This is a genomic window from Phocaeicola coprocola DSM 17136 (assembly GCF_000154845.1).
GTDB lineage: Bacteria > Bacteroidota > Bacteroidia > Bacteroidales > Bacteroidaceae > Phocaeicola > Phocaeicola coprocola.
Map to the genome: position 1 here is coordinate 89,928 of NZ_DS981512.1, position 19,353 is coordinate 109,280.

A 19,353-nucleotide genomic window follows, 5' to 3' on the forward strand; every position below is an offset into this window, starting at 1 on the left:
CTTGAATGTTATAGGTTGCAAAGATAGTATTTATTCTGGATGTGTGACTCTTTTTTATATGTATCTTGTTGATATATACAGAAAAACGTCCTGATGTTTTGGGTAAATTATATGTACTTTAACCAAAACTATCAGGACGTTTTTGTTATTATTTGTGCTGATTGAAAGATTGTTTATATAAAGGATACTTGCATTGTTTATGAGTCTGCGAATGTTTTTATTTCAGGTATAAAGAAACTTTTCCGCTAATTTGCAACAGAGATATTTCACACATCTTTGTATCGTATTCGGCAGAAAGTATTCGTTCTTCTGCATCTAACAGGCTTTTTTGTGCTTCACGCATTTCAATACCAGACAAATCTCCTAACAGATATCGTTCTTTGGCTATTTCGTGATTTTCTTTTGCTGCAATCAAGTTCTGACGTTCCAGATTGAGTAAGCGAATATTGTTACGGTATGCCTGCCACAAATTGCTGAGATCGGCACGTAAACCTTGTTCCAGTTGTTCGCGTTCAAGTTGGGCATTTCGTATAGCAAGGCTTGCATTGCGTTTTTCACGTCGACGATTGCCATCGAAAATGTTGAATCCGATGGTAACACCTCCATTAAATCCCCAGTTGTTCCGTCGTTGGATGGAGTTGATATCATATTTGTTCAGGGTATAGCCATATCCGGCATTCAGCCTTAGATAAGGATAATTGCGTGACAACACTTTCTTATAGTCCAGCTCGGCTAAAGTTGAATTTTGGTCAGCTTTCAATAAATTGGCATTGGTGTTTAGCGTAGCATTCCACAATTCATTGAAATCGAGCGAATGCTTCAGCTCGATAATAGAATCCTTTACTTTTATCGGACGGTCTACATCTTTATTTGCCATCATTTCATTCAGGTTGATACGCGAGGTATGTACCAGCTCTTGCTGTTTCATATACTGTGCACTATCGGCATTAAAATCGACTTTTGCCTGTTGATAATCCAGACGAGAGAAGTTTCCGATGTGATAGCGCTCTTCTACGATACGTAAACGTTCTTTTGATAACGAAACAGCATAACGGAAGTTTTTCAGGCGTATTTCCTGCTGAATATAATTGTAATACTCTGCTGTCAGACTGGCGATAAAGTCTTCTATTGCTATACGGGTATTGGTTGCTCCCTGGCGTTCCAGCTCCTTGAGTTCCTTGTATGTTGTACTGATGCTGAATCCGTCGAAGATGGTCCAGTTCAGATCCACACCGGCATCAAGAGTCTGGTCGAATACGTTTCGTTCTTTGACAACACTTCCGTCGTTTCGTTGTGTAGAGTTGGTATTGTCAATGTTTCCGGTATATCCTGCCGTCAAGTCTATTGTAGGCAGATAACCGGCGTTGGCAAGCGTTGCATTATTCTTGCTTATCTGTTCTTCATTGCGAGAGATGCGGAGAGAGTAATTGTTCAACAGTCCTTCCTCCAGACATTGCTTTAATGTGTATTCATATTGTGCGTGGGCCGGAAGGGTAGTGACAAACCAGATTATCAGTGATATATATGCAAAATGTTTCATGCTTTTTTCTCTTTTTTTATTCGGTTAGTAGAAATGTAAGTGTAGATAGCCGGTACGATATACATCGTAAGGAAAGTAGATATTAACATACCTCCTACGACGGCTGTTCCCATTGCAATACGTTGGTTAGCGCCTTCTCCTGTAGCGAACGCCAATGGTATCAAGCCTAGAATTGTTGATGCACTGGTCATCAAGATCGGGCGTAGGCGCTGTAAGGCCGCGTCGCGTATAGCCAGCATTTTATCTTCTCCAGCTTCTTGTTTCTGATTGGCGAATTCCACAATCAGAATACCGTTTTTGGCTACCAGTCCAATCAACATAATAATACCTATCTGACTGAATATATTCATCGTTATATCACCGAAATACATGAATATCAAAGCTCCAGCAATGGCAAGTGGTACTGTCAGCATGATGATGAACGGATCTTTAAAGCTTTCAAACTGTGCTGCCAGAATCAGATATATCAGCACGAGTGCAAGAATAAAAGCAAACATCAGGCTGGATGAGCTTTCACGATAATCTTTCGAGTCGCCCGATAAGGCTGTACGGAATGTTTCGTCCAGTGTTTCAGATGCTATTTTATCCATTTCTTCCAATCCCTGTCCGATAGTTTTTCCTTCTGCCAGTCCGGCTGATATTGTTGCCGATATAAATCGGTTGTAGTGGTAAAGCTTAGGAGGCGCAATGGATTCCACGAATTCTACCAGATTGTCCAATTGAATCATTTCCCCTGCATCTTTACGGATGTAAATAGATTTGATGTTTGCCGGCTGATTACGTTGCTGGCGGTTTATCTGTCCTAATATTTCATATTGCTTACCATTCATATAGAAATATCCCATACGCTGTCCGCTCAGTCCATATTGAAGTGTTTCGGCAACATCACGCACGTTTACCCCCATTGTTCCTGCTTTATCTCGGTTGATGTTTACCCGTACTTCGGGGCTGCTGAACTTTAAATCAACGTCAGCCATCTGGAAGGTAGGATTATCGTACACTTTATTTAAAAATTCGGGCAGGATTTTTTCCAGTTTTTCTATGCTGGTCGCCTGCAGTACATATTGTACAGGCATACTGCTTTTTCTTCCTCCGAAAGAAGATTGCTGCTGGACGAATGCCCTTGCCTTCGTTTTGCTCTTGATTGCTTTCGATATTTTTTCGGCCACCTCCATCTGGGAGTAGTCACGGTCTTTGATGTCTTTCAATGTAATCTGGACATTTCCACTACCACTTGACACACGTGCTGTAACAGCTTCTGCATCCGGAATGATAGAATCTACCAAAGCATTGATGTCTTCAGTGTAATCGCGTATGTATTCATAACTGGCTCCTTCGGCAGCCTTTGTACTAATGGTTATTTTCGAACGGTCCTCTAAAGGCGCCATTTCTGCTGGTATTACATTCCATAATACACCGATTAGAATTAAGGTGATAATAGAAACAGGAATAGCAATAAAACGTTTCTTTAAGAATGCATTGAGGGAGCGGCTGTAGATGCGGTTCATTCCTTCAAAAAACGGTTCAGTCTTTCGGTAAAACCAACTTTGTTTTTCTCGATGGACAAGCATTTTGGTCGCAAGCATTGGGGTAAATGTCAATGCTGCAAAAGAAGAGATTAATACCGAACCAGCTACAACGAAGCTGAACTCCCGGAAAAGTCTGCCACTGGTTCCTTCCATAAATACGATAGGCAAGAACACAGCAACCAATGTTATGGTAGTAGAAATAACAGCGAAAAATATTTCTTTGGCCCCTTCTATACCGGCATCGAAAGGCTTCATACCTCTCTCTATGCGGATGTAAATATTTTCAGTCATCACAATGGCATCATCTACTACCAATCCAACCGACAAGACAACGGCGAGCATCGTAAGCACGTTGATAGAAAAACCTGCTACGTACATTACGAAAAAGGCCCCGATTAGCGAAACTGGAATTACAATACAAGGTATAAGAGTAACACGCCAGTCGCGCAGGAAAAGGAAGATGATAATGATTACCAGAATGAAAGCTTCGTATACGGTGCTTTCTACTTCGGCAATAGAGGCACGGATAAATTTCGTGTTGTCAAATCCATAAGAAAAACTAACGTCTTCGGGCAAATCTTTTTTCATTTGCTCCATACGTTCGTAAACAGCATCCGCTATTTCGATATGGTTTGCTCCCGGTTGAGGTATGACTACTACTCCTACCATAGGAACTCCATTCATTTTCATATAACTTTTAATATCGGCAGCTCCCAATTCGGCATAGCCGATATCGCTTAAGCGTATAACCTGTCCGTTTACTTCCTTTATTACTACGTTGTTAAATTCGGTAGCCGTGTGCATCTGTCCCATAGTACGTAAGGTAAGTTCCATTGTGTTACCTTCTATACTGCCGGAGGGAAGTTCCACATTTTCATTATCTATGGCATTTTTGATGTCTACAGGAGTAATTCCGTAGCCGGCCATTTTGGTCGGGTCCAGCCACAGACGCATTGAATAGCGTTTTTCTCCCCAAATGGAAACACTACTTACATCGGATATTGTCTGTAATTGTTCCTTGACGGTGAGATCGGCTATTTCGCTCAACTCTAGCAGTGAGCGTGTATTGCTTTGGATGGCCACCATCAGAATAGGGCTGGCATCGGCGTCAGCTTTGGAAACAGTAGGAGGGTCGCAGTCGCGCGGGAGATAACGCTGTGCACGTGAAACTTTGTCGCGTACATCGTTGGCGGCAGTCTCCAGGTCGACAGACAATTCAAATTCAACAGTAATACGGCATTGTCCTTGCCGGCTTACACTTGAAAGAGAACGTATACCGGGAATACCGTTGATATTTTGTTCAAGCGGTTCGGTGATCTGGCTTTCTATAATGTCGGCATTGGCTCCTGAATAACTACACGTAACGGAGATGATCGGATTGTCTACCGAGGGATATTCGCGTACTCCCAGCGTTGTATAACCAATTAATCCAAAAAGCAAGATGATAATGGTGAGTACGGTAGCCAATACCGGTCGGCGGATGCTAAGTTCGGATATATTCATACGGCGGACAGGTATTAGTTGATATTGTCAAGAACAACAGGCATGCCGGTACGCAGCTGTAAGGTTCCGGAGGTAAGGATTGTATCTCCTGCGGCTAATCCTCGTACTATTTGCACTTCTGCTTCTGTGCGGATTCCAATCTCGACATCTACCGGTTGGGCAACACCCGAACGATAAACAAACACTTTATTCTTTCCCATTTCCGGAACGATGGCTTCCGATGGAATAGCTATGGCATCTTTAATTTCGTTTTGTTTCAATGTGATGTCGGCATACCGTCCGGGAAGCAGTTCACCATTGGTGTTTGGGTATAAGGCGCGCACTGTCAAGGTATGGGTTTCCGGATCAATACTCGATTCCGTTGCATATACTTGAGCATCGAAAGCATCCAGTCTTCCTTCTATTTTGAAAGATAATCTGGTTCCTTTTTTGATTTGTCGTGCATAACGTTCCGGTACGGCAAATTCTACTTTTAGTGGGGTAATTTTGGTGAGTTTGGCTATAACTGTAGTAGGAGAGGCATATGCTCCTACACTGACTTGGCGCAGACCGATTACACCATCGAAAGGAGCACGTAGCTCGGTCATGTCAATATTGGCTTTGATGTTTTCTATATCTGCATGAAGCGTAGCGAGTTCTGTCTTAACCTGTTCGTATGCTTCCTTACTTACTGCATCTCGTTGTAATAGTGCATTCTGTCGGAATACTCGGTCTTCGGCAAGTGGCATTTGTGCCTTTAGACGGTCTAATTGTGCTTGTAACTGACTGTCATTTACTTTTGCCAGCAACTGACCTTTAGTAACAAAACTACCTTCCGTGAAATTAATGTCGATGATTTTTCCTGAAGTCTCGAAAGACAAATCTACCTCTTCGTCGGGCATAAGCTTACCACTGACAAATAACTGGTCGGTCAGTAAATGTGGTTTAATGATCTGTGCATTTACATTCAGACTTTTCTTTTTATTTGTTTTTATTGTTGGGCTAGCTTCATTTAGTTCTTCATTTTCTTTGGGAGTGAAATTATGGATTCCTAAGCCGATTAATCCGGCTCCTACCAGAATGATAATTCCCCATTTTACTCGTTTGTCCATGTGTTTTTATGGTATAAATTAAGATTTGGAAATAATGATTATTAACTTTGATAACAAACTTAAGGAATTGTTTAAATAGAGAATACCTTATTTGCAAAAATTTGCAAATAAAAAATCCTTTCATTCTTTTGCCTGTAAACGTAAGACTTTAAAGAATGAAAGGAATTACAGCTGTTTTGATAAAATATATTTTATAAATCCTTTAGATATTTAGAAAGATATATTTGCCATTTTCCATAGCCCAAGGAAAGATGTTTTGGTTATTTCTACCAGCTTGTCCCAGTTTATTTTATCAGCTTCATCACCCGGAAGATGATAATCCGGATGCCAGTCTGTGTGATACCACATAATTGGAATACCCAGTTTGGCAAAGGTTCCGTTGTCACTACCTCCTACAGGATTGTCCCATGCACGATAGTCGGGCTGTAGATTCAGATTGTAATGCTCGATATCTTCTTTCAGCCATTCACCGAAGGCAGGTGTTCCTTTGGTAAAGAAGTATACTACATGCCAGGGACGTGACTCATCATTATTTCTTCCTATCATGTCGAAATTTAAGTATCCCTTCACTTGCTTGATTTGCGGAAAGGTCTGTGCAAAATATTTTGAACCTAACAATCCTTTTTCCTCTCCGTCCCAGAAGGCAAAAATAACAGTACGTTCTGGTTGCTTGCCTGTAGCCAGGAAGGAACGCACAATCTGTAGAACGGCTGAAACTCCCGATGCATTGTCATCGGCGCCATTATAAATCTGATCACCATCCAGCATGGGATCGTAACCGATATGATCATAATGTGCACCTATTATGACGATCTCGTCCTTGTTCTTTCCATCTATTTTTGCAAGTACATTGCGCATGTGATATTTTTGATGTACTCCCTGTTTGATTAGTTGGATTGAATCGGGATGAACTTGCAACTTGCCTTTTTTCTGTCGTTCTACACGGTATGCTTCAAACGGTTGGAAATAGCTGTCGAATACCGGAGAAACACCCCATTGCTGTAATAGCGAAGCAATGTAGTTTCCGGCTATTCTTCCCTCTTCTGTTCCGGCTTCCCGGCCTTTCAGCTCATCTGCTGCCAGGAAACGGACAAAAGCTTCTGCATTTGCCTGGTTGATTTGAGCAAGTCCTTTTTCCTCTGGAGTAGGTCTTGAGTTTTTCTTTGCATATGCATTTGTAGTTGCAAACCACGACATGGTTGCAAGTAGTATACAAAAAGTGAATTTTTTCATGTCTGTTAGATTTAAAAGATTAATAAGCTGAGCGGTATTTCCCTTCTTCTTTGTCCTCCAGTATATTTAAGTAAGAAGCATAACGTGATTCACTGATATAATGGTTTTCCACGGCTTCACGTACGGCGCATCCCGGTTCATGTCGATGGGTACAATTACCGTATTTGCATTTAGCTGAGAACTCAAAGATTTCTTTGAAGTAATGTCCTACTTCTTCGTCCTCCATGTCAAAAGTACCAAACCCTTTAATTCCCGGAGTGTCAATGATATAACCTTCTTCACCTATAGGAAACATTTCAGAGAAAGTCGTAGTGTGCATACCTTTATTATGTACTGTCGATATTTCTCCTGTTTTTATTTTTTGATCTGGAAGGATGGCGTTAATTAATGTCGATTTTCCAACTCCGGAATGTCCGGAAAATAAGGTGACTTTTCCTTTCAGCTCTTTTTTTATTTCTTCGATATCTGTCTGATTTAATGCAGAAATCTTGAAGCAAGGATAACCGATATGTGTGTAAAGATTGGTCAATGCTTCCAGATAATGAAGTTCCTCATCCGAATACCGGTCGATTTTGTTGAATACAAGACAGACAGGTACACGATAAGCTTCTGCTGATGCCAGAAAACGGTCGATGAACGTAGTTGATGTTTCCGGATAGTTGACAGTAACTATCAGCATGCACTGGTTCAGATTTGCTGCAATAATATGCGATTGTTTGGACAGATTTGATGCACGACGGATAATATAATTTTTCCGGTCTTCTATTTCTGTAATGAAAGCTGTACCTTCAGCGTTGATTGAGATTTGTACCCGGTCGCCTACGGCAATGGGATTGGTACTACGGATTCCTTTCAGGCGGAAGTTTCCTTTGATTTTACATTCTATTTGCCGGTTGTCGTCTGTTTTGACGAGATACCAACTTCCTGTGTTTTTAATGACTAAGCCTTTTTCCAAATTTTTATAGGATGAAAGATAAAGGATGAAGAAAAGCTGACGCATTCTGTTTTCAGAGCGTCGTTGAAGCTTCGTTCTTCATCCTTTATAAAATTAATTAAACAGTCATGATTTCTTTGTCTTTAGCAGCAAGCATATCGTCGATCTGTTTGATATACTTGTCATGAGATTTCTGCAATTTTGCTTCAGAGTTCTTTTGTTCGTCTTCAGGCATACCGTCTTTTACGGCTTTTTTCAAAGCATCGATAGCATCACGTCGTGCGTTACGAACGCTGACTTTAGCTGTTTCGCCTTCACCTTTACACTGTTTTGCCAGTTGTTTACGACGCTCTTCTGTCAAAGGAGGAATACCTATACGGATAATTTCTCCATTGTTTTCGGGCATGATACCCAATTCAGAGTCGATAATTGCTTTTTCAATAACACGGAACATACTCTTGTCCCAAGGTTTTATAGCGATACTGCGTGCATCAGGGGTAGTCACTGCTGCTACATTATTGATGGGGACCATGCTTCCGTAAGAATCTACGCGGATGCCGTCCAGCAAGCGTACGTCTGCTTTTCCTGCACGGATGTGTGCCAGTGCATCTTCCAGATACATAATTGCCATATCCATTTTCTCTTCAGCTCCGCTGAGAATTGTCTTTGAGTCTGCCATATTAAAATTCTAAAGTTTATCGGGTTAGACTTATGCTAAATTAATGTGAACAAAAATACATGATTTTTTATTTTTCTGCAATAGTTTACTGATAATTATGCTAATGGCTATGAGTGAATGTCTGTATTTAGTATGATAAAAGAGCGGGATTTTTATTGCGAATAAATTCAATCTCTCAAAAATAGTTTATATAATGATTTGAAAATCAGATTGTTGAAAATTTCACGATTTTAATTAAGGAACAAACAAGAAACAAAATCGTTAATTAAAGGTATTTCCCAATTTTTTGTTTTCACTCTGTTTCTTTCTTTGCACTTGCTTATAATCGGGACTTCTTGAACAGCTTCCCACCAGATTTTTTTCGTCCGATGGTTGCATGTGAGCTTCCAAGAACCACTGCAGCCAAAAGAAAAAAGCAAGTATTCTTTAGTTCATACAAAGATAAGGAAAAACTTATAGGCAGGCAAATTTGGCTGCCTAAATATAGTTTACTTTGATTTAGCATATATATAGGCTAATGGACTAAACTAAACCTTTTCCCGAACTTCGTAAAACACTCCGGTCCCATTGTACAGCCAAAAGAAAAAAACATTCCACGTCATATTTTTCTTTTCGCTGCAACCCCCTTTTTATAAACCATCAACCTTTTACACGAGATCTTCTCTTCCCTGTGTTCGCACATCCGCTTTCGGGCTGCCTGATATGAATTGTGTCGCAAAGGTACTTGTCATGTCTTTCTTGTATGCAAGGTCAAAGCCTAACGGTTCACGACAAAATCTCCACCCTCCGTTCCGCACGGGTAGTATTTAATCGTGAAACCTTGCATAAAGAGCCATGACACCTTTTGAAGCGACATAATTAAATCAAGCCCGAAAGTAGCTGGATGCTACAAGAGGGAAAAAAGAAAACTTAAAATTCAAAGTTATGGCAAACTACGCAACAAACATTTTCCACGCAAGTACGGAAAACAAACAAGACCTCAATAAGATAGAGGCATTTCTGGACGATAATTTCAACGGCTTTGTCAACCGGTATGGCGACACGGTAGATGCCGAATTTGATTCCCGCTGGGAATACCCGGAAAAAGCAATCAACGAATTAATAGCCTTATTGGCAGCCAAAGACAAAATCTATATCCGCATACTGACATACGAGTTAGAGGACGAATACGTGAGCTTTCGGATATTCTCGCAAGGTAAATGGAACATTAAGTTATCCTAAACCTAAACACAATTCACTATGTACGAATACGAAGAAGATAGCGATATTATCGGTTTGTCCTGCACGTTGCTCAATCCATATAAAGGTTACATGGAAGGCACAATCGTGGGCGACTATGGCAATACCATAGTTGTCCGCCTTGAAAGCGGCAAGGAAATTTCAGAATACCGTGATGAAGTGATTATCCATGATTAAACGATAGCAAACGTATGACACAGATAGCAACAAAATTCGTCAAATGGGACATTCCCGAACTGGCGACATTGCAGGACAGCAAGGTTTACAAATTGCGGGTACACCTGAACAACGGAGGCAAGTTAAACCGGGAAGAAAAGAACTGGATTACCCGTAACGTATGGGAAAGTATCTATTTCAAACGTGGAATTGCCTTGAGCGGTTATCACTTTGACTTTTCCGACATCCTCAAACGGTATTTCGTCAAACAGCACGGAAGTATTCACGAGTATTATGCGATTGACAAAACAGCGTTACGCTCGATACTGTACGGCAGAATAGAGGATATTGTAGAAGTAAGCGGTTAAAACAACAAGGATATGGGAGAATACAAATTTTATCAAGACCGTAAGGTTACAAGTTGGGAACGGGATTATTTCAGTGTGAAAGCGGACAGTTATGAAGAAGCCGAGGCAATCGTCCGCTCATGGAACTGTGAGGACGTGTCGAACATCATTGACAACCGTCTTTGCTATGAAGAGTGGCAAGCATTGACCGATACATCGGAATCTATGCTCCCCGAAGAAAACGACGGCAACCCGACAATAGAAATTTTCAATCAAGACGGAGAATCAATAATGACTAATGTACCCGAAACACCTCAATCAAACCAATAGAACCATGAACGTAACAATCGAACACGTCTTTTGCCGCTATAGCGATGAAGCGGAAGAAATCTATTTCCGAATCATGAACACGATTCTTTTTGCAACTGACGAAACCGAACTTCGGGCAAGTATGGAACGCTTGAAGAACGAAACCACGCTCGACGACTATTTCATATTCGGATACGGAGCACACCATATCTGGATAAAGCAACGGCGACCGAGCGATAAAAACAGGATTTTCAAACATCGGATTATGGTAGCCCATTTCTGACAGGAACAGGCAAAAGACCTCCAATGCGCTTTGCGGGCTGAACCGGAACTACCAGCTTCAGCCCGTTCCTCTTTCTCGCAATAGACATGCTGGCACAATCCCCCTTTTATCCTCACGATCAATTTTTATACTGCCCCGGAATACCCGTTTATATTTCTCTTTTCGCTGCAAACCCTTTTTATCGCCCATCAACCTTTTACACGAGACCTTCTCTTCCCTGTGTTCGCACATCGCTTTCGGGCTGCCTGATATAAATTGTGTCGCAAAGGTACTTGTCATGCCGTTCTTGTATGCAAGGTCAAAGCCTGACGGTTCACGACAAAATCTCCACCCTCCGCTTCGCACGGGTAGTATTTAATCGTGAAACCTTGCATAAAGAGCTATGACACCTTTCGAGGCGACATAATTAAATCAGGCCCGAAAGTAGCAGGTGCTACAAGAGGGAAAAAGAAAACTCAAAATTTTATAGGTTATGACAAACGATGTAACAAATTCAAATGGAAGAGTAACGGTAGACGAAGTAATACACAGGGATTCGGTTTTCAGATACCAACTGTTAGACCGCTTACGGTCAGACTGCGAGTATTACCTCAATTACGGTAACAGACACCCCAAAACCTTATGGGCTGGCGACGAAAAATTGCAAATTGAGTTTATGATAAAACTGCATGATAGCTTCAAGGAGGGAGAAAAACCGGAGTGGCTTACGATGGATAAAATTTTGGAATACAGTAAGAGAATGATAGCTCAAGAAGAATAAAATTACTACTAAGGAACAGACTAAAAATGTGATATTATGGCATGGTTGGCAGTAAATAAAGACGGAACAGAATGGATTATGCCCGAAAAGCCCGTTCGGGGCCGGTGTGGGCATTGGGAGTATTTGGAAGAAGTGTACAATGTACCAATCGAGATAGAACTCCCCAAAGGGACTGTTTACAAACTTCTCGGCAAAGAACTGACATGGGATGACGAGCCGGTAGAATTACAGACCAAAACAGAAAAAAGGTAAATGTAGTACGGGCTGGAGTACCAGTTTCAGCCCGGTTACACCGGCTAAAATCTAAAACAGATACGCGGGTGCGATACCCTCTTTTATTTCCGAACAGACACTCATACCGTTTCCTTCGGAAATACCCCTTTATACATTTCGGCTGCGCCATATCCTTTTATATCGAACGGCCACTCATGCAAAGGCGGCTTCTCCGCTTTGTTTCAAGGCAGACTTCGGCCATTTTTCCTTTACCTCTTCTTTCCCTCATTTCTCTTGCCGGATAGAGACAGCGATATCGATACGTCGCACACGCCTTTTGCCGGATCTTCGTCCGATAGTATTTTCCACGATGCAGCGTATATGGTTGTTAAACGGTATATCGTTCTTGCCGCTTCAACCCCAAACAGCCGATACACTTTCTCGCCTGATGTTCTTCCCGCCCACCTGCCGGAACGGGAGCGGTCTTGTGTCGGTGGACGGACAGGTCTTTCATGTTTCCGAGTCCGCTGCGGATTGTTTCGCCTCGACTTTTTCGCGACCGCTTTCTATTTGAAGTCGCCATATCGTTTTTCGTTGCAAAGTTAGTATGCAGACGGGCGCGACCCGATGGTCTTGACCAATGGCGTATCGCACAAATCTTCCTTTATCGGGCTTGCGGTTTGGGGCTTCGCCTCCAAAATAAAGAGTATTTATGCGCTATCCTTGGTGCAGCCCTTTACTGCACCTACTTTTATGCACCGTAAAACTGATTTATTAACTTCAAAAAGCAATCGCAATGAAAAAGATCGAGAACAATTTCGCAGTAACCGGATTCGTGGCAAAAGATGCCGAAGTCCGTCAGTTCACCACCACAAGTGTCGCACGTTTCCCGCTGGCAGTGGCCCGTCAGGAGAAGAACGGCGAAGATACCAAGCGTATATCCGCTTTCATGAACATTGAAGCGTGGCGCAAGAACGAGAATACCGGGTCGTTCGACCAGCTCACCAAGGGCACGCTGCTTACCGTGGAGGGCTATTTTAAACCCGAAGAATGGACCGACAAAGACGGCGTGCTGCACAACCGCATCGTGACGGTTGCAGTCAAATTTTATCCGGCTGTCGATAAAGAGGAGGAAGTTCCTGCGGAACCGGCAAAGAAACCGAAGAAGGGCAAGAAGTAATTCCTGCCTTTTTGAGACAAAGCGGCCCGAAGGCCGCTTTTGTTTTGCTCGTTACCGTTCCGGAACGTCTATACTTTTATACTCCTTCATACTCCACACGAAGAGTCCGCCGTCGTCCATTGATTTTCCCGTGCAAAGTTAAGGCGGTCGGGAACCGGCAAGGCGCGGCTTCATTTGAGGTTAACAACCATCAACTCGCAAGCTCGTCAATACTTGTTCAACACAAATGAAATCGTCCATAGGACTATCCGCTTCCTCCTTGCCTTGTTTCCCTTCTGTCCGCCTTGTGGTCCGCACGTAAAATCAAATCCCGCCGGACGAGGGAAACCCTCCGAAGGCAGGGATAAAAAAACAAAAGTCAAACTTAAAATTCAAGACGTATGAAACAGATGATTTGGTCAAGCTATGACCTGTTGGACGAAACGGCAAAAGAATACTATCAAAATTCACAACGGGAAATATTGGACGATGACTGTTACGAGGTCAGCGATGAAGAATGGGCAGAAGAAGTATATCGCTGGCTGGACGACGAACGGAGCAACCTGAATAAAGAAGTGGACGGCATTATTGTCGTGTTCGGCAACTTGGGATTATGGAACGGCCGGAGACAAGGCTATCAAATATTGGGCAGCACCATTGCCGATATTTTGAAATCCCAGTGCGACGATGCAGAATGGTACGGCGACGGCTATAACATTCGCGGACGGATGGGCCATCATGACGGTACGAACTACACCTTGTATCGTATCGCCAAAGACCGTGATGAAGCGGAGCGTATCGCCGATAAGATTTACAACCGTGAAATCGACGAAGAAGGTTTCCGCCGGAGAACACGTTCCCTCTATCCGTATGTAGCCGCCGTGTACGGCTGGAAAACAAGGCAGCGCAAGCCGGACAAGGCCGCATAAAATGCTGTCCACAAAATACCGCAACGCATCCGCCAGAGATGGTTGCGGTATCCTTTATCGAATGGGCGAAACACAGAACCGTCTCCTTTTATAATCAGCTCCATTCCTTTTTATCACTACTCACGGAGCAATATCCGCCTTTTATACCGACCCCGGTCTTTCGTATATCTCCCGTCTTTTCTTCTTTCCATCACCGGTTTGGTTTTACCAGATGCAAAGGTAGGCCGTCGCACTTGATCCGGTGGCTTGAAGTGCATTTCTTGCAAAATTCTTCCTTACCGGGGTAAGAGTAATTTTCCAAGGAAAGCCACCGTATGAAGTTTTCCCGACAGCCGTGTACCGCATCCGTAAAACCCCAAAGCGGTTCAGGAAGAAAGAACCGACAAAAGGGAAAATAAGTATTAACAATTTCAAAAAACTAAGATTATGCCTAATCATGTGACAAACCGTTTAGAAATAAACGCAGACCGGGAAACAGTACAAAAAGTAATGAATTTCTTAAAAGGTAAAACCGATGATGACAATACGCCTTGTTACATCGACTTCAACAACATCATTCCTATGCCTGAAGAACTGTTGATAGAAAAAAGCAGCAGTGGAGATTTGGGTATGAAATACCTTGAAGCAATGCAGTTGAAGCCATTCTATTTTTTATTGGACGATGATGCTTTGAGAACCATTCAATGGATAGAAGGATTGGCGGAAAAGGACAGAAAAGAAGCGCTGCAACTTGGAGCATCGTATTTGGAAAATCGGAAAAAGTACGGTTATCCCACTTGGTACGAGTGGTCTACCGCCACATGGGGTACAAAATGGAATGCCTATCACCAAGACTTTGAAGAGCCGAACATACTTTGGTTCGATACGGCATGGAATGGAGTGCCACTGCTTATCCAAAAACTTTCCGAGATATTTCCGGATGTGGAATTCCATTACGCCTATGCGGACGAAGACTTAGGTTTCAATACGGGAAGAGGAACAGCCCGCAATGGAGAAATCAACATGACGATACCCGAAGGTAGAAGCAACGAAGCCTTTGAAATCATGTTTTTTGTGAAACCGGGAATGGACGAATATTTTGAACTGACGGACGAAGGTTACAAATGGGTTTCCTAAACATTCGGTACAGATAATGACCGGTGCAGGTTCGGGATACATTGACAATGGATGTGTCCTGAATCCTTTTGCCGGAATTCCCCCTTTATATCTTCATGGCTCTTTCCCTTTTATCGAAACGCGGTCCGTTCCCCTTTGTACCGTGACTATCCAGCCGGAAAGTAATCCTTTTATAACATTTTAGCTTCCCCCGTTTTATCCTCCTTACAGCCGTTTCCCAACACTCCATGCCGAAAGCCCGCTTATTTTTTCTGCAAAGTTCGATTGCCGCTTGTCTGTCCTGTCAAGAACCGCTTACGCTTGCTGTCGAAAAATCTTCCTCCCCGACTTTGTTGGAGAGTGTATTTTTCGCAGCCTTCTTGCCTGGACCGACCGTCAATCCTATAGGCAGAAAAATAATCAACCTTTCGGTACAGGATTGTACCAAAGGGAAAAACAAAAAATAGTTCAAACTTAAAATTTAGAGCGTATGACATTTAAAGAATTTATGCAAGAGAACGGTTATGAGTTACAAACAACCTTTTGGGAAGACTTCTCAATAGCGGACAGATTTGGGTTGGCGGCTGTTTTGGACACTTTCAACCGGGCTTTCAGGGAGTGGAAAGGGGACTATAAGTTCTTGACGGAACTGACATTGGTACTTAACCATAAGATATGGCAATACTATGAAAACAGACCGGATATGGCGGTACTTTACAATACTCTTTGGGAACAAGCCGACCAATACGCCAAAGAGAATCTGAAAGGGAACGAGTTAAGCTATTACTGGGAGGTGACGGATTAAATATATAATACCCTCGCATGATATAAAGAAAAAGAGGCAGTTCTAAAAGCCTCTTTTCTTTATAGGTTAACTTCTAATTCTTTTCCACCAGATAAACAAAAATACGCATTCTGGAGCTGGTGTAAGTATTCTATGCGGTGTCCGCTTACCGTATATTCATTAGCATGAGTGGTAATGTAATATACAGTTTGATCATCCCAGTCTTGTGTAATCTCCATTTCATCATTGTCAAATGTATAATCGTCAAGCTGATTAAAACCGCATTGCAAAACCAATTTTTCAGTAAGTAATATTGGCTGAATGTCTCCATTTGTTTTATACGGAGGTTCTCCCCATTTATAAACAACGGATATATTCTCTTTTCTCAACTTAGGATCATAATCCAATGCACAAACCAAAGATGGTTTACCTTTATAAGCAACGTAATTGCCAACTCTCAATTCTTTAATCATAACAATTCTGTATTATCTTTTAGACTAAAAACTTAATCCCTCTTAAATCGCTAATAGATACAAATCTACAAAATAAAATGAAACTTTTACACGTCCTTTATTTTCCCTCTTTTACGGCATTCAGGAATACTTTTGCCGGTTTGAAGGCGGGGATGGAATGAGCCGGAATCACAATAGTTGTGTTCTTTGATATGTTACGGGCCACCTTCTCTGCCCTTTGCTTGATAATGAAGCTACCGAAACCCCGCAGGAACACTTCGTTCCCGGCAATCATCGCATCTTTTACATTCTCCATGAATGCCTCGACCACGGTCATTACGACCTCTTTCTCTATTCCGGTCTGCTGTGCAATCCGGCTAACAATTTCTGCTTTTGTCATATATAAGAATTAAATAGCAATGTACAAAAATGCAACTTTTTTTGGATAAGTCAAATCTTTGGCCCACCTTTGCGGCGAAATAACGCAAAGGACATTTTATAATCCTCATCGGAGGGCTATGGAAGCCGGATAAGATGACTGGGTAAAACCATCGTCTTATCCGGCTTCCGTCGTTTTCTGCCGGAAGTAAACCATATAATATAAAATACAAAGACGTATGAAAGAAAAAGTGATTGATTTTGGGAATGAGAGAGTTTCCGTTCTGTTTAAGAAACTGTTTTTCCCCACTCTGTTGGGAATGTTGAGTATGTCGGCGGTAACGACTATCGACGGGATTTTCGTGGGACACGGCGTGGGCAGCGACGGGATTGCAGCTGTAAATATCTGCGTCCCTCTACTGATGTCACTCATGGGTGTTGGACTGATGATGGGGGCAGGTTGTTCCGTAATCGCTTCCATTTACTTGTCGAAAGGAAAAACCGTTTTGGCACGTGCGACCATCACCCAAGCCATGCTTTTCGTGACGCTCATATCCGTAACCGTCGGAGGATTCATTCTGGCGTTTCCCGAAGAAACCGCCCGTATGCTTGGCTCGTCGGAGCATTTGCTGCCGCTGGTTGTCGATTATCTGGTCTGGTTTTCCCCGTCTCTGCTGTTCGAGTTGTGGATTGCCGTCGCCTTGTTTGCCATGCGCCTGGACGGCGCTCCGAAACTCGCCATGTGGTGCAGCATCATAGCCGCAGCGGTGAATGTCGTTCTCGACTGGCTGTTCATCTTCCCGCTGGGCTGGGGAGTGATGGGGGCGGCATTTGCTACCTCCCTGAGTTGTTTGGCCGGGGCAGCGGTGGCGATGGGTTACTTGTTGTTCTATGCCCGTGACACTCGTTTGCATTCTCTTCGTCCGGGTAGAAAAAAGATTTTATTCTTCTTCCATGATATAGGAATGCAGTGTAAGATAGGATCATCCGCCTTGTTAGGCGAATTGACAATGGCGATATTGCTGTTCATCGGCAACCAGGTATTCATGCGCCATTTGGGAGATGACGGAGTAGGTGCTTTCGGAGTAAGCTGTTATTATCTCCCGTTCGTCTTCATGATAGGTAACGCCATTGCCCAATCTGCCCAGCCTATTATCAGTTACAATTTCGGCACAGGAAGCACGGAAAGAGTTCGTTCCGCCTTACGCGTTTCCGTGTTTGCGGCATTAGTTTGCGGAGTCATTTCTACTGCCGCCTTTATCCTGTTTCCTGAATTGCTTGTCGGACTATTCTTGCGCATTGACAATACTGCCGCACGCATAGCGATAGAAGGATTCCCTTATTATGGCACGGGGTTCATCTTCTTTATTTTGAACCTCTCCATTATCGGATATTATCAGAGCATGGAACAAGTAAAGCCGGCCATCACATTTGCTGTCTTGCGCGGACTTGTTTTTCTGGTTCCGTGCTTCATGGCATTACCTGCCATAATGGGAGTAAAAGGAATTTGGCTCGCCTTACCGTTGTCTGAAATTCTGACGACTTTAGTGATTGTCGTTACATTTTGGATATATTCCCGGCAACGTGCCATAATTTGCAGGTAATTTTTTCGGATTTAGGTTCCATGTAAAATGCCGCTATCAAAAAAGTTTAAAGATTGGTAGCGGCATTCTGAGCAGTTATCCGGAATAAAAATTCCGCCAAATGCATGATGTATTAATAAACATTAATGGGTCGTAAGCAATAATTCGTTATCAAAACTGTACATTTGCATAGCATATTATATACATATAACAATAAATATATTATAATTTATGGATAAATACATCATTGGCGAGAACGCTGGTAAAGTTTGGCGTTTATTGAATAGTGACCATCTCCGTAAATGGGAATTTTCAGAGATAAAGAAAATTACAGGGATGGATGATGCCGAGTTGGGTAGTGCTATTGGCTGGTTGGCCCGTGAAGATAAGGTACAATTCGAACTTGAACATCATAACAGTAAGGACGAAAAGGCATACTTGTATCTTATGTTGAATGTATATATTTGACTCCTTCCTATAATGCTGAAAAAAGAAAGAAACCATGCTGATGAAAAACATGATTTCTTTCTTTTCGTTTGGTATAGAACACAATGACGGGACACTTCCATCAATGAGAGACCGAGTTGGAGAAGACATTGATGACGACCACTCCGGCAATAATCAGGACCAGCCCGATGATGGCAGCCAGGTCGAGGTGCTGTTTGAAAACGAAAAAGCCGATAAGCGCGATAAGAATGATACCCACTCCCGACCAAATGGCGTAAGCTATGCCTACCGGAATGCTCTTCAGTACGACACTCAAGCAATAGAAAGCCGCCGCGTACCCCAGAACGGTCAATACGGACGGAACGAGTTTGGTAAACTGTTCGCTCTGTTTCAAGAAAGAAGTGGCTACAGTTTCAAAAACGATAGCCAAAAACAAGATAAGGTAAGTTTTCATTTATCTACATTCATCTTTTGATTTATACGAATCATATTCCGACTCCTGACACGAAAGAACCGGCAAGACAATGCCGCCGTTGCCTCATACGTGTTACTGGTCACGCCGGTAGTCGCTCTTGCTAAAACCGCCGAACACCGCTTTCAGAAGTTTACCCACTACCCAGAACACAACGATTATCAATATTACTTCCATACTACGTTTTTATTTAACCTGTATTAATAAATTAAACATCTGCTGTTTGTTACCAAGAGTG

General features: G+C 42.5%; 23 protein-coding genes. 13 read left to right on the forward strand and 10 right to left on the reverse strand.

What is annotated here, in order from left to right:
• Positions 1-217 precede the first annotated feature (217 nt).
• From BACCOP_RS18650 to frr, 6 genes are all read right to left on the reverse strand, one after another.
• Complete coding sequence (locus BACCOP_RS18650) at positions 218-1,540, reverse strand: TolC family protein (protein WP_007571887.1); 1,323 nt, start codon at positions 1,538-1,540, stop codon at positions 218-220.
• Positions 1,537-4,572: an efflux RND transporter permease subunit gene (locus tag BACCOP_RS18655; protein WP_007571889.1), complete on the reverse strand. Its 3,036-nt coding sequence runs from the start codon at positions 4,570-4,572 to the stop codon at positions 1,537-1,539. Before BACCOP_RS18655 ends, BACCOP_RS18650 begins: the two co-directional genes overlap by 4 nt.
• 14 nt (positions 4,573-4,586) lie before the next feature.
• Positions 4,587-5,663 carry an efflux RND transporter periplasmic adaptor subunit gene (locus BACCOP_RS18660; protein WP_007571890.1) on the reverse strand — a complete coding sequence of 359 codons (1,077 nt, stop codon included), beginning with the start codon at positions 5,661-5,663 and terminating at the stop codon, positions 4,587-4,589.
• A 210-nt stretch (positions 5,664-5,873) separates the two neighbouring features.
• The gene (locus BACCOP_RS18665; protein WP_227994758.1) at positions 5,874-6,860 is read right to left on the reverse strand and encodes a M28 family metallopeptidase; all 987 of its coding nucleotides are present in this window, start codon (positions 6,858-6,860) and stop codon (positions 5,874-5,876) included.
• A gap of 55 nt (positions 6,861-6,915) precedes the next feature.
• Positions 6,916-7,896 carry a ribosome small subunit-dependent GTPase A gene (rsgA, locus tag BACCOP_RS18670; protein ID WP_007571896.1) on the reverse strand — a complete coding sequence of 327 codons (981 nt, stop codon included), beginning with the start codon at positions 7,894-7,896 and terminating at the stop codon, positions 6,916-6,918.
• Between the two features lie 52 nt (positions 7,897-7,948).
• Positions 7,949-8,509 carry a ribosome recycling factor gene (gene frr / locus BACCOP_RS18675; RefSeq protein WP_007571899.1) on the reverse strand — a complete coding sequence of 187 codons (561 nt, stop codon included), beginning with the start codon at positions 8,507-8,509 and terminating at the stop codon, positions 7,949-7,951.
• Between the two features lie 924 nt (positions 8,510-9,433).
• On the opposite strand from frr, the gene BACCOP_RS18680 reads away from it, so the two are divergent.
• The 7 genes from BACCOP_RS18680 (at position 9,434) to BACCOP_RS18715 (ending at position 11,855) form a co-directional block, all read left to right on the forward strand.
• The gene (locus BACCOP_RS18680) at positions 9,434-9,730 is read left to right on the forward strand and encodes a hypothetical protein (protein WP_007571905.1); all 297 of its coding nucleotides are present in this window, start codon (positions 9,434-9,436) and stop codon (positions 9,728-9,730) included.
• An 18-nt stretch (positions 9,731-9,748) separates the two neighbouring features.
• Positions 9,749-9,925, forward strand: a complete 177-nt coding sequence (locus tag BACCOP_RS18685; protein ID WP_007571908.1) for a hypothetical protein — start codon at positions 9,749-9,751, stop codon at positions 9,923-9,925.
• Between the two features lie 14 nt (positions 9,926-9,939).
• On the forward strand, positions 9,940-10,272 hold the full coding sequence (locus BACCOP_RS18690; protein ID WP_007571909.1) for a hypothetical protein: 333 nt from the start codon (positions 9,940-9,942) through the stop codon (positions 10,270-10,272).
• A gap of 12 nt (positions 10,273-10,284) precedes the next feature.
• Entirely contained in the window at positions 10,285-10,581 is a 297-nt protein-coding gene (locus BACCOP_RS18695) for a hypothetical protein (protein WP_007571910.1), read from the forward strand.
• 4 nt (positions 10,582-10,585) lie between these two features.
• Positions 10,586-10,843 carry a hypothetical protein gene (locus tag BACCOP_RS18700; RefSeq protein WP_007571911.1) on the forward strand — a complete coding sequence of 86 codons (258 nt, stop codon included), beginning with the start codon at positions 10,586-10,588 and terminating at the stop codon, positions 10,841-10,843.
• A gap of 472 nt (positions 10,844-11,315) precedes the next feature.
• Complete coding sequence (locus BACCOP_RS18710; protein WP_007571918.1) at positions 11,316-11,603, forward strand: LPD11 domain-containing protein; 288 nt, start codon at positions 11,316-11,318, stop codon at positions 11,601-11,603.
• A 36-nt stretch (positions 11,604-11,639) separates the two neighbouring features.
• Positions 11,640-11,855, forward strand: coding sequence for a thioredoxin domain-containing protein (locus BACCOP_RS18715; protein ID WP_007571920.1), 216 nt, complete (start codon positions 11,640-11,642; stop codon positions 11,853-11,855).
• 349 nt (positions 11,856-12,204) lie between these two features.
• Here BACCOP_RS18715 and BACCOP_RS20140 read toward each other — a convergent pair whose 3' ends face one another.
• Positions 12,205-12,399, reverse strand: coding sequence for a hypothetical protein (locus tag BACCOP_RS20140; protein WP_080715528.1), 195 nt, complete (start codon positions 12,397-12,399; stop codon positions 12,205-12,207).
• A 213-nt stretch (positions 12,400-12,612) separates the two neighbouring features.
• Here BACCOP_RS20140 and BACCOP_RS18720 point away from each other — a divergent pair, with 213 nt between their 5' ends.
• The 4 genes from BACCOP_RS18720 (at position 12,613) to BACCOP_RS18740 (ending at position 15,804) form a co-directional block, all read left to right on the forward strand.
• Positions 12,613-12,996 (forward strand): single-stranded DNA-binding protein, encoded by a 384-nt coding sequence (locus tag BACCOP_RS18720; protein ID WP_007571923.1) that lies wholly within the window; start codon positions 12,613-12,615, stop codon positions 12,994-12,996.
• Positions 12,997-13,376: 380 nt separating this feature from the next.
• Positions 13,377-13,904, forward strand: coding sequence for a hypothetical protein (locus tag BACCOP_RS18725; RefSeq protein ID WP_007571928.1), 528 nt, complete (start codon positions 13,377-13,379; stop codon positions 13,902-13,904).
• Between the two features lie 426 nt (positions 13,905-14,330).
• Complete coding sequence (locus BACCOP_RS18730) at positions 14,331-15,020, forward strand: DUF1281 family ferredoxin-like fold protein (protein WP_007571930.1); 690 nt, start codon at positions 14,331-14,333, stop codon at positions 15,018-15,020.
• A 469-nt stretch (positions 15,021-15,489) separates the two neighbouring features.
• Entirely contained in the window at positions 15,490-15,804 is a 315-nt protein-coding gene (locus BACCOP_RS18740; protein ID WP_007571936.1) for a hypothetical protein, read from the forward strand.
• A gap of 59 nt (positions 15,805-15,863) precedes the next feature.
• On the opposite strand, the gene BACCOP_RS18745 is transcribed toward BACCOP_RS18740, so the two are convergent.
• Positions 15,864-16,256: a hypothetical protein gene (locus tag BACCOP_RS18745; protein ID WP_007571940.1), complete on the reverse strand. Its 393-nt coding sequence runs from the start codon at positions 16,254-16,256 to the stop codon at positions 15,864-15,866.
• 97 nt (positions 16,257-16,353) lie between these two features.
• Positions 16,354-16,635: an HU family DNA-binding protein gene (locus BACCOP_RS18750; protein ID WP_007571941.1), complete on the reverse strand. Its 282-nt coding sequence runs from the start codon at positions 16,633-16,635 to the stop codon at positions 16,354-16,356.
• A gap of 217 nt (positions 16,636-16,852) precedes the next feature.
• On the opposite strand from BACCOP_RS18750, the gene BACCOP_RS18755 reads away from it, so the two are divergent.
• Positions 16,853-18,217 (forward strand): MATE family efflux transporter, encoded by a 1,365-nt coding sequence (locus BACCOP_RS18755; RefSeq protein ID WP_007571943.1) that lies wholly within the window; start codon positions 16,853-16,855, stop codon positions 18,215-18,217.
• Positions 18,218-18,427: 210 nt separating this feature from the next.
• Positions 18,428-18,664 carry a winged helix-turn-helix domain-containing protein gene (locus BACCOP_RS18760; RefSeq protein WP_007571944.1) on the forward strand — a complete coding sequence of 79 codons (237 nt, stop codon included), beginning with the start codon at positions 18,428-18,430 and terminating at the stop codon, positions 18,662-18,664.
• Positions 18,665-18,764: 100 nt separating this feature from the next.
• On the opposite strand, the gene BACCOP_RS20150 is transcribed toward BACCOP_RS18760, so the two are convergent.
• Entirely contained in the window at positions 18,765-19,097 is a 333-nt protein-coding gene (locus tag BACCOP_RS20150) for a DMT family transporter (protein ID WP_008654963.1), read from the reverse strand.
• Positions 19,098-19,353 lie beyond the last annotated feature (256 nt).

Bases quoted from the DNA above. Each gene is read 5' to 3' on its own strand.
- BACCOP_RS18740 (WP_007571936.1), top strand. From the start codon at position 15,490: ATGACATTTAAAGAATTTATGCAAGAGAACGGTTATGAGTTACAAACA.
- BACCOP_RS18685 (WP_007571908.1), top strand. From the start codon at position 9,749: ATGTACGAATACGAAGAAGATAGCGATATTATCGGTTTGTCCTGCACG.
- BACCOP_RS18660 (WP_007571890.1), bottom strand. From the start codon at position 5,663: ATGGACAAACGAGTAAAATGGGGAATTATCATTCTGGTAGGAGCCGGA.
- BACCOP_RS18650 (WP_007571887.1), bottom strand. From the start codon at position 1,540: ATGAAACATTTTGCATATATATCACTGATAATCTGGTTTGTCACTACC.
- BACCOP_RS18750 (WP_007571941.1), bottom strand. From the start codon at position 16,635: ATGACAAAAGCAGAAATTGTTAGCCGGATTGCACAGCAGACCGGAATA.
- frr (WP_007571899.1), bottom strand. From the start codon at position 8,509: ATGGCAGACTCAAAGACAATTCTCAGCGGAGCTGAAGAGAAAATGGAT.
- BACCOP_RS20150 (WP_008654963.1), bottom strand. From the start codon at position 19,097: ATGAAAACTTACCTTATCTTGTTTTTGGCTATCGTTTTTGAAACTGTA.
- BACCOP_RS18725 (WP_007571928.1), top strand. From the start codon at position 13,377: ATGAAACAGATGATTTGGTCAAGCTATGACCTGTTGGACGAAACGGCA.
- BACCOP_RS18695 (WP_007571910.1), top strand. From the start codon at position 10,285: ATGGGAGAATACAAATTTTATCAAGACCGTAAGGTTACAAGTTGGGAA.
- BACCOP_RS18745 (WP_007571940.1), bottom strand. From the start codon at position 16,256: ATGATTAAAGAATTGAGAGTTGGCAATTACGTTGCTTATAAAGGTAAA.
- rsgA (WP_007571896.1), bottom strand. From the start codon at position 7,896: ATGCGTCAGCTTTTCTTCATCCTTTATCTTTCATCCTATAAAAATTTG.
- BACCOP_RS18665 (WP_227994758.1), bottom strand. From the start codon at position 6,860: ATGTCGTGGTTTGCAACTACAAATGCATATGCAAAGAAAAACTCAAGA.
- BACCOP_RS20140 (WP_080715528.1), bottom strand. From the start codon at position 12,399: ATGGCGACTTCAAATAGAAAGCGGTCGCGAAAAAGTCGAGGCGAAACA.
- BACCOP_RS18655 (WP_007571889.1), bottom strand. From the start codon at position 4,572: ATGAATATATCCGAACTTAGCATCCGCCGACCGGTATTGGCTACCGTA.
- BACCOP_RS18730 (WP_007571930.1), top strand. From the start codon at position 14,331: ATGCCTAATCATGTGACAAACCGTTTAGAAATAAACGCAGACCGGGAA.
- BACCOP_RS18700 (WP_007571911.1), top strand. From the start codon at position 10,586: ATGAACGTAACAATCGAACACGTCTTTTGCCGCTATAGCGATGAAGCG.
- BACCOP_RS18710 (WP_007571918.1), top strand. From the start codon at position 11,316: ATGACAAACGATGTAACAAATTCAAATGGAAGAGTAACGGTAGACGAA.
- BACCOP_RS18755 (WP_007571943.1), top strand. From the start codon at position 16,853: ATGAAAGAAAAAGTGATTGATTTTGGGAATGAGAGAGTTTCCGTTCTG.
- BACCOP_RS18680 (WP_007571905.1), top strand. From the start codon at position 9,434: ATGGCAAACTACGCAACAAACATTTTCCACGCAAGTACGGAAAACAAA.
- BACCOP_RS18760 (WP_007571944.1), top strand. From the start codon at position 18,428: ATGGATAAATACATCATTGGCGAGAACGCTGGTAAAGTTTGGCGTTTA.
- BACCOP_RS18690 (WP_007571909.1), top strand. From the start codon at position 9,940: ATGACACAGATAGCAACAAAATTCGTCAAATGGGACATTCCCGAACTG.
- BACCOP_RS18720 (WP_007571923.1), top strand. From the start codon at position 12,613: ATGAAAAAGATCGAGAACAATTTCGCAGTAACCGGATTCGTGGCAAAA.
- BACCOP_RS18715 (WP_007571920.1), top strand. From the start codon at position 11,640: ATGGCATGGTTGGCAGTAAATAAAGACGGAACAGAATGGATTATGCCC.